The 7,847-nt window shown below is 71.4% G+C and carries 6 protein-coding genes; 2 read left to right on the top strand and 4 right to left on the bottom strand.

All coding sequences use genetic code 11. From position 1 onward, the window contains the following. The 3 genes from GPJ59_RS30495 to pdhA form a co-directional block, all read right to left on the bottom strand. On the bottom strand, positions 1 to 444 hold a 444-nt coding region (locus GPJ59_RS30495), incomplete at its 3' end, for a biotin/lipoyl-containing protein (RefSeq protein ID WP_308120570.1). A gap of 32 nt (positions 445 to 476) precedes the next feature. Beyond that, positions 477 to 1,457: an alpha-ketoacid dehydrogenase subunit beta gene (locus GPJ59_RS30490; protein WP_219671149.1), complete on the bottom strand. Its 981-nt coding sequence runs from the start codon at positions 1,455 to 1,457 to the stop codon at positions 477 to 479. After that, the gene (gene pdhA, locus GPJ59_RS30485) at positions 1,457 to 2,647 is read right to left on the bottom strand and encodes a pyruvate dehydrogenase (acetyl-transferring) E1 component subunit alpha (RefSeq protein ID WP_219671148.1); all 1,191 of its coding nucleotides are present in this window, start codon (positions 2,645 to 2,647) and stop codon (positions 1,457 to 1,459) included. Before pdhA ends, GPJ59_RS30490 begins: the two co-directional genes overlap by 1 nt. A 324-nt stretch (positions 2,648 to 2,971) precedes the next feature. On the opposite strand from pdhA, the gene GPJ59_RS30480 reads away from it, so the two are divergent. After that, positions 2,972 to 3,628 (top strand): response regulator transcription factor, encoded by a 657-nt coding sequence (locus GPJ59_RS30480; RefSeq protein WP_308120569.1) that lies wholly within the window; start codon positions 2,972 to 2,974, stop codon positions 3,626 to 3,628. A gap of 205 nt (positions 3,629 to 3,833) precedes the next feature. Here GPJ59_RS30480 and GPJ59_RS30475 read toward each other — a convergent pair whose 3' ends face one another. After that, positions 3,834 to 5,381: a protein kinase domain-containing protein gene (locus tag GPJ59_RS30475; protein WP_219671147.1), complete on the bottom strand. Its 1,548-nt coding sequence runs from the start codon at positions 5,379 to 5,381 to the stop codon at positions 3,834 to 3,836. A gap of 237 nt (positions 5,382 to 5,618) precedes the next feature. Between GPJ59_RS30475 and GPJ59_RS30470 the strand changes: the two genes are divergently transcribed. Continuing rightward, on the top strand, positions 5,619 to 7,274 hold the full coding sequence (locus GPJ59_RS30470; protein WP_219671146.1) for a protein kinase domain-containing protein: 1,656 nt from the start codon (positions 5,619 to 5,621) through the stop codon (positions 7,272 to 7,274). Positions 7,275 to 7,847: the final 573 nt, after the last annotated feature.

The following is a 7,847-nucleotide window of genomic DNA, read 5'->3' as shown; positions in this document are numbered from 1 at the left end:
CGCGTGGGCCGCGTGCCCGGCGGTCGCGGCGGCACCGGCGGGGGCCGCCGCGGCCTTGCGCGGGCGGCGCTTGGTCGAGGACTGCGAGACCCCGTAGCCGACCAGGACCGGCTGGCGGCCCTGCGGCTCGGCCTCCTCCGCCGATGCCGGCGCCGGTGCCGGTGCCTGCGCGGCGGCCGCCGGAGCCTCGGCGACGGGCGCCTCGGCCCCGGGGGCGCCGGCGTCACCGGTCGCCACGGCGATGATGACCTGGCCGACGTCGACCGTGGTGCCCTCCGGGAAGCGCAGCTCGTGCACCACGCCGTCGAACGGGATGGGGAGCTCGACGGCCGCCTTGGCGGTCTCGACCTCGCACACCACCTGGCCGTCCTCGACGGTGTCGCCCGGCTGGACGTACCACTTGAGGATCTCGGCCTCGGTGAGGCCCTCGCCCACGTCGGGCATCTTGAATTCGCGGATCGTCACGGCGGGTCTCCTCAGTACGCCAGCGAGCGGTCGACGGCGTCGAGCACCCGGTCCAGGCCCGGCAGGTACTCCTCCTCCAGGCGGGCCGGCGGGTAGGGGGCGTGGTAGCCGCCCACCCGCAGCACGGGCGCCTCCAGGTGGTAGAAGCACCGCTCGGTGATCCGCGCGGCGATCTCCGAGCCCACGCCCAGGAACACCGGCGCCTCGTGGACCACGACGAGGCGGCGGGTCTTCTCCACCGACCGCTGCAGGCCGTCGAAGTCGACCGGGGACATCGAGCGCAGGTCCACGACCTCGACCGACTTGCCCTCCTCGGCGGCCGCGGCGGCGGCCTCCAGGCAGACCTTCACCATCGGGCCGTAGGCGGCCAGGGTGATGTCGGTGCCCGCCTTCGCCACGCGGGAGGTGTGCAGGGCGTCGGGGATGGCCTCGACGTCGACCTCGCCCTTGTCCCAGTAGCGGCGCTTCGGCTCGAAGAAGATCACCGGGTCGTCGCTCTGGATCGCCTGCTGGAGCATCCAGTAGGCGTCGCTGGCAGTCGACGGGGAGACCACCTTCAGGCCCGCCACGTGGGCGAACAGGGCCTCGGGGGACTCGCTGTGGTGCTCGACCGCGCCGATGGCGCCGCCGTAGGGGATGCGCACGACGACCGGCATCTTGACCTTGCCGAGCGCCCGGGCGTGCATCTTGGCCAGCTGGGTGACGATCTGGTCGTAGGCGGGGAAGACGAACCCGTCGAACTGGATCTCCACCACCGGGCGGTAGCCGCGCAGGGCCAGGCCGATGGCGGTGCCCACGATGCCGGACTCGGCCAGCGGGGTGTCGATGACCCGGTCCTCGCCGAAGTCCTTCTGCAGGCCGTCGGTGATCCGGAAGACACCGCCCAGCTTGCCGACGTCCTCACCCATGATCAGGACCTTCGGGTCCGTCTCCAGGGCCTTGCGCAGCGACTCGTTGAGCGCCTTGGCGATCGACATCTTTTCGGCAGCCATCAGTGACCCTCCTCGAAGGACGCGAGGTAGGCCGCGAACTCCGCGCGCTCCTCGTCGACGAGCGCGTGCCCGTCCGCGTAGACGTTCTCGAAGATCGCCATGGTGTCGGGGTCGGGCATGCTGCGTACGGCCTCGCGCACCCGCTTGCCGAGCTTCTCGCTCTCCTGCTCCAGCTCGGCGAAGAAGGCCTCGTCGGCGTCGCCGGAGGCGAGCAGGTGGGCCTTCAGCCGCTCGATCGGGTCCTTGGCCTCCCAGGCCGCGCGCTCCTCGTCGCGCCGGTAGCGCGTCGGGTCGTCGGAGGTGGTGTGCGCGCCCATGCGGTACGTGAAGGCCTCCACGAGGGTCGGGCCCTCGCCGCGGCGTGCCCGCTCCAGCGCCCAGCGGGTCACCGCGAGGCAGGCCAGGACGTCGTTGCCGTCCACCCGGACGCCCGGGAAGCCGAACCCGGCCGCGCGCTGGTACAGCGGCACCCGCATCTGGCGCTCGGTCGGCTCCGAGATGGCCCACTGGTTGTTCTGGCAGAAGAACACCACGGGCGCGTTGTACACGGCCGAGAAGGTGAAGGCCTCGTTGACGTCGCCCTGGCTGGACGCGCCGTCGCCGAAGTAGGCGATGACGGCCGAGTCGGCGCCGTCCTTGGCCACTCCCATGGCGTAACCGGTCGCGTGCAGCGTCTGCGAGCCGATCACGATGGTGTACAGGTGGAAGTTGTTGCTGTTGGGGTCCCAGCCGCCGTGGTTCACACCGCGGAACATGCCGAGCAGGTTCGTCGGGTCGACCCCGCGGCACCAGGCGACGCCGTGCTCGCGGTAGGTCGGGAAGACGTAGTCGTCGTCGCGCAGCGCCCGGCCGGAGCCGATCTGGGCGGCCTCCTGGCCCAGCAGCGAGGCCCACAGGCCCAGCTCACCCTGGCGCTGGAGCGAGGTGGCCTCACTGTCGAAGCGGCGGGTCAGGACCATGTCGCGGTACAGGCCGCGCAGGTCCTCCGCCGTGATGTCCTCGACGTACGGCAGGAACTCCGCGTTGTCCGCGGTCTCCACCCGGTCGCCCTCGGGCGTCAGCAGCTGTACGAGCTGGGGCTCGGCAGCACTCTGTGCGGCTGCGGCGGTCTTGCGCGTGCTGGCGCCCGCCGCTCGCTTGGTGCCGCTGCTGCGTCGCGGCTTGCGCGCGGCAGTGCTCTCCACGGTCACGTGTGCTCCTCCGTCGGTCCGGCACCCGGGTTCTCCGGGGACCAGTGCGGCTCCACCTGGATCCGTACCCGCGCACGGGGTGGGTGCGACTCGGCGGGATTCAGGCGTGACAGGTATCCCGGCGAGTGCCCTGCGCAAAGCACGTTACCCAGTGCGCCGCAGAACTGCGAAACCCCGTTTGACCTGGGATTTTGCTTGGATTTCCAAGTAAATCCACGGCTGTGGGAACACGTACTGGTCACAGCCTTGCAGGGGGCCGGAACAACGGCACGTTATCCCGGGTAACCGCGGCAGGGAAGAGGTGAGTGTGTGAAGATGGATTCCGTGCGCGATGACGGAAAAGTCAAGGTTTTTCTCCTGGACGACCACGAAGTGGTGCGACGCGGGGTCTATGAGCTCTTGTCGGTCGAACAGGACATCGAGATCGTCGGCGAGGCCGGCACCGCCGCCGACGCACTCGCCCGGATTCCCGCCACGCGCCCCGACGTCGCCGTGCTGGACGTACGCCTGCCGGACGGCAGCGGTGTGGAGGTCTGCCGCGAGGTCCGCGCCCAGGACGAGCACGTCAAATGCCTGATGCTCACCTCGTTCGCGGACGACGAGGCGCTGTTCGACGCGATCATGGCTGGTGCCTCGGGCTACGTGCTGAAGGCGATCCGCGGCGCCGAGCTGCTGAACGCGGTGCGCGACGTCGCGGCCGGCAAGTCGCTGCTGGACCCGGTGGCCACGGCCCGTGTGCTGGAGCGGCTGCGCGACGGCAAGGCCAGGGGCGACGACCGCCTGGCCAACCTCACCGAGCAGGAGCGCAAGATCCTCGACCTGATCGGCGAGGGCCTGACCAACCGCGTGATCGGCGAGCGGCTGCACCTCGCCGAGAAGACCATCAAGAACTACGTGTCCAGCCTGCTGTCCAAACTGGGCATGGAGCGCCGTTCGCAGGCGGCCGCGTACGTGGCGCGACTCCAGGCGGAGAAGCGGTGACGTCGCTGACGGGTCGCCACCGCGCGCACGCTCGCGGGTAATTCGGAAGTCGTATTCCGGAAGGCGCCTTCCTTCCGGAACGGGCCGTTCCCGAAGCGGCCTTCCGGAACGGGCCCTCCGGAACCAGCCTTCCGGAACGGGCCTTCCGGAACGGGCCTTGAACAACGCCCCCTGGACGCGGCCTTTCCGGTGGTCGCCGGCGGCCCTATTCCTCGAAGGTGCCCGGCCCGAAGGTGGGCTGGGTGATGGTCGGCTTGGTCGAGGGCGACGGCTTCGGTGACGGCGACTTGCTCGCCGACGGGGACGGGCTCGGCGAGATCTCCTCGCTGGGCGACGGCGACGGGCTCGGGCTCGGGCTCTGCGAGTAGCGCGAGCGGCTCGGCGACGGCGCGTTCTGCTCCGAGGTCTTCGAGTTCTCCGGGGTGTGGTCGCTCGGGCTGTTCTCGGGCGTCTGCTCGGAGCTCTGGTTGCCGCCCGGCGTGGTCTGCGAACTGGCCGGGGGCGTGTGCGGCTCCTTCTTCTTGCCGCCGACGTTGTCCAGGGCGAACACCACGCCCGCCGCGATCGCCACCACGGCCAGCGCCGCGAACAGCCACATCTTCCAGCGGCCGGAGCCGTTGCCGCCGCGGCCGCGGTCGTCGTAACCGCCGCCGGGGAAGGCCGAGCCGTCGTCCGGGTTGAGCGGGGGCACCATCGGCTGCTGCTGGTACTGCTGGAACTGCGAGGTCGTGGCCTGCGCGGCGTACTGCGGGCCGGGGCCCGTCATGGCCGTTGTCGGGGACCCGTTGCGGGCGTGCGGCAGCGCCATGGTGACCGGGCCGGTGTTCCACGTGCCGCTGCCCGCGCCCTGCTCCTGGAGCATCTCCAGGCCGTACTGGACCAGCCCGCGCATCTCCTCCGCGCTCTGGAACCGGTCGTCGGGGTCCTTGGCCAGGGCCCGCATGACCAGGCCGTCCAGCTCCGGCGGGATGCTCTCGCCGAGCTGGGAGGGGGGCACCGGGGCGTCCTGCACGTGCTGGTAGACCACCGAGAGCGGGGTCTCGCCGGTGAAGGGCGGGCGCAGCGCGAGGAGTTCGTAGAGCAGGCAGCCGGTGGCGTACAGGTCGGAGCGGTGGTCGACGGCCTTGCCCAGCGCCTGCTCCGGGGAGAGGTACTGCGGGGTGCCCATGACCATGCCGGTCTGGGTCATCGTGGCCTGCGCGCCGTGCAGGGCGCGGGCGATGCCGAAGTCCATCACCTTCACCGCGCCGGTGTTGGTGATGATGACGTTGGCGGGCTTGATGTCCCGGTGCACGATGCCGTGCTGGTGCGAGTAGGCCAGCGCCTCCAGCACGCCCGAGACGATGATGAGCGCCTGCTCGGGGCCGGGGGCCTCGGAACTCAGGAGCAGCTCGCGGATCGTGCGGCCTTCGACCAGCTCCATGACGATGTACGGGACGGTGTTCGGCCCGACCCGGTCCTCGCCCGAGTCGTACACGGCCACGACGGCGTGGTGGTTGAGGCCGGCGACCGACTGCGCCTCGCGGGTGAAGCGGGCCTTGGAGACCGGGTCCTCGGCGAGGTCGGCGCGCAGCAGCTTCACCGCGACCGTGCGGCCGAGGCGTACGTCCTCGGCGGCGAAGACCTCGGCCATGCCGCCGCGGCCGAGCCGGTGGGTGAGCCGGTACCGTCCGTCGCCCACCAGGCCGCCGGCGCCCCAGTGCTCAGGACTCTCGGCCGTCCCGGCGCCGTTTCCCTCGGGTTCGGGTGCCATCAGGTCCTCGCCGTCGTCTCTTAAGGCCGCAGCCGCGGGTGTGCTGTGGGCTCTCGTTCGGGGTGCTCCGATGAACGCTACAGCCTCGGAACCGGTCGCCGTTCGGACTGTGGCGCGCGGTGGCAGGGTGGTCACGGAACGGGCACCTGGCTTGACGTGTGCTTGCCCTCCGGCAGACTGGGCGCGATATGCGCTCAGCCAGGCGCGTCCAGAACTGCCCGAGGGGAAGCAACAGTCATGAGCCAGGACGGCACACAGGGCCGGTACGCAGGCGGCTCCCTGGCCGGTGGCCGTTACCAGCTGCGGGACTTGCTCGGCGAGGGCGGCATGGCGTCCGTGTACCTCGCCTACGACTCGGCGCTGGACCGGCAGGTCGCCATCAAGACCCTGCACAGCGAGCTGGGGCGGGAGCAGTCCTTCCGGGAACGCTTCCGGCGCGAGGCGCAGGCTGTAGCAAAACTGTCGCACACGAACATCGTTTCGGTCTTCGACACCGGCGAGGGCGAGCTGGACGGCGCCGTCATGCCGTACATCGTCATGGAGTACGTCGAGGGCAGCCCGCTCGGCTCGGTGCTCCAGTCGGACATCGCCCAGTACGGCGCGATGCCGGCGGACAAGGCGCTGAAGGTGACGTCCGACGTGCTGGCCGCGCTGGAGACCAGCCACGACATGGGCCTGGTGCACCGGGACATCAAGCCGGGCAACGTCATGATGACCAAGCGCGGCGTGGTCAAGGTGATGGACTTCGGCATCGCCCGCGCGATGCAGTCCGGCGTCACCTCCATGACCCAGACCGGCATGGTCGTCGGCACCCCGCAGTACCTCTCCCCGGAGCAGGCGCTGGGGCGGGCCGTCGACGCCCGCTCCGACCTGTACTCGGTCGGCATCATGCTCTTCCAGCTGCTGACCGGGCGGCTGCCGTTCGAGGCGGACTCGCCGCTGGCGATCGCGTACGCGCACGTGCAGGAGGAGCCGGTCGCGCCGTCCTCCGTCAACCGTTCGCTCACCCCGGCGATGGACGCGCTGGTCGCGCGGGCGCTGAAGAAGAACCCGAACGAGCGCTTCCCCACGGCGGCGGCGATGCGCGACGAGATCGCGCGGGTGCAGGCGGCCGGGCAGGCCGGTGCCCCGGTCATCGTCGCCGGCGGCCCCGTCTCCAGCGGCGCGGGCGTCGGCTCGGCGGTCTTCCCGCCGGTGGACTCGGGCCTCCAGGGCGCGCCGCAGCAGGTGCAGCAGCCGTACCAGGCCTCGCCGTACGGGCCGCCCACGCCGGCGCCGCAGGCGGGGTACGCGTACCCGCCGCAGGCGCACACCCCGCCGCCGCTGCCGCACCAGCAGTTCGCGCAGCCGGCGCCGCAGACGCCGCCGCCGTTCACCATCTCGCCGAGCGCGCAGCAGTCCTCGGCGGGCTCCTCGGGGCGCCGGAACAACTCGGTGGTCGTGGGTGCCATCGCGGTGGCCCTGCTGGCCATCGGCGGCCTGATCACGGCGATCGTGGTGAGCAACAAGGACGACGAGGGCGGCAAGGGCGGCACCGCGAACGGGGGCGGCTCCAGCAACTCCGCCGCCCCGAACCCGTCGGGCTCCGGGTCGGCCAAGGCGGGGCACAAGGGTCCGGACACGACGCGCACGATCGAGGCGTCGAAGTGCAAGGAGGCCTACAAGTCCTACAAGGACCCGAACAAGGTCTCGGCGCCCGACTTCCGCTACAAGAACCTGACCTCGGTCAAGGAGTGCATCCAGGCCGCGGGCTGGCGGTACACGATCCAGCAGCGCGACGAGGCCGTGTACGGCCAGGACACGGTGCTGGAGCAGCTGCCGGCGGCCAGCTCGGACGTGGACAAGAAGGACACCGAGTTCACGCTGGTGGTCTCCACGGGCAACCCGCAGTAGGGCCGGCGGGGCCGCCGTTTCGCGCGGCCCGGACCGGGTACGGCAGGGCCGCCCTTCCGCGCGGCGACCCGGACCGGACGTATCAGGGCTGTGCAAACAGCGGCAGCCCGCTCCGGCCCCCGTCCATGGGCCAAGGGCCTGTCGTCAAATTCCCGTCTGCCCCGCGACGCTCCCCCAGCTACCGCTGGGAGGTGCCCCCAGGCACGCACTCTCGCCGCACCGGGCGAAACCCCAAGTACGTCCAGTACGAGGGCTTCCACCCGGCACGCCGAGAGCACGCACCAGACGCCGCGGGGCCGCCCTTCGGGCGACGACGGGAATTTGACGACAGGCCCTAGCCCGGGCGGGGGCTTGTCCGTGGGGTCCGCGGCCCTGAACGGCCCGCCCCGGATGCCGGTTTTGGGCCGTTATGTGAATCTGAGCAGGTGATCCAGCGCTCCCGCGTGCTCCACTGGGTGGCCGGCGCGACCCTCGCCGCCTGCGCACTGGCCCCGGCCGTGCCCGCGTGCGCGGCCGACGACGGGCCGGACGGGCGGGAGCTGGCCGGCAGCGCGGCCGGGGCCGGGCGTGAAC

This window comes from Streptomyces bambusae, assembly GCF_019400985.1.
GTDB classification, from domain to species: Bacteria; Actinomycetota; Actinomycetes; order Streptomycetales; family Streptomycetaceae; genus Streptomyces; species Streptomyces bambusae_A.
Note: the sequence above shows the minus strand (reverse complement) of the source record. Positions and strands in the feature narration are given on the sequence as shown.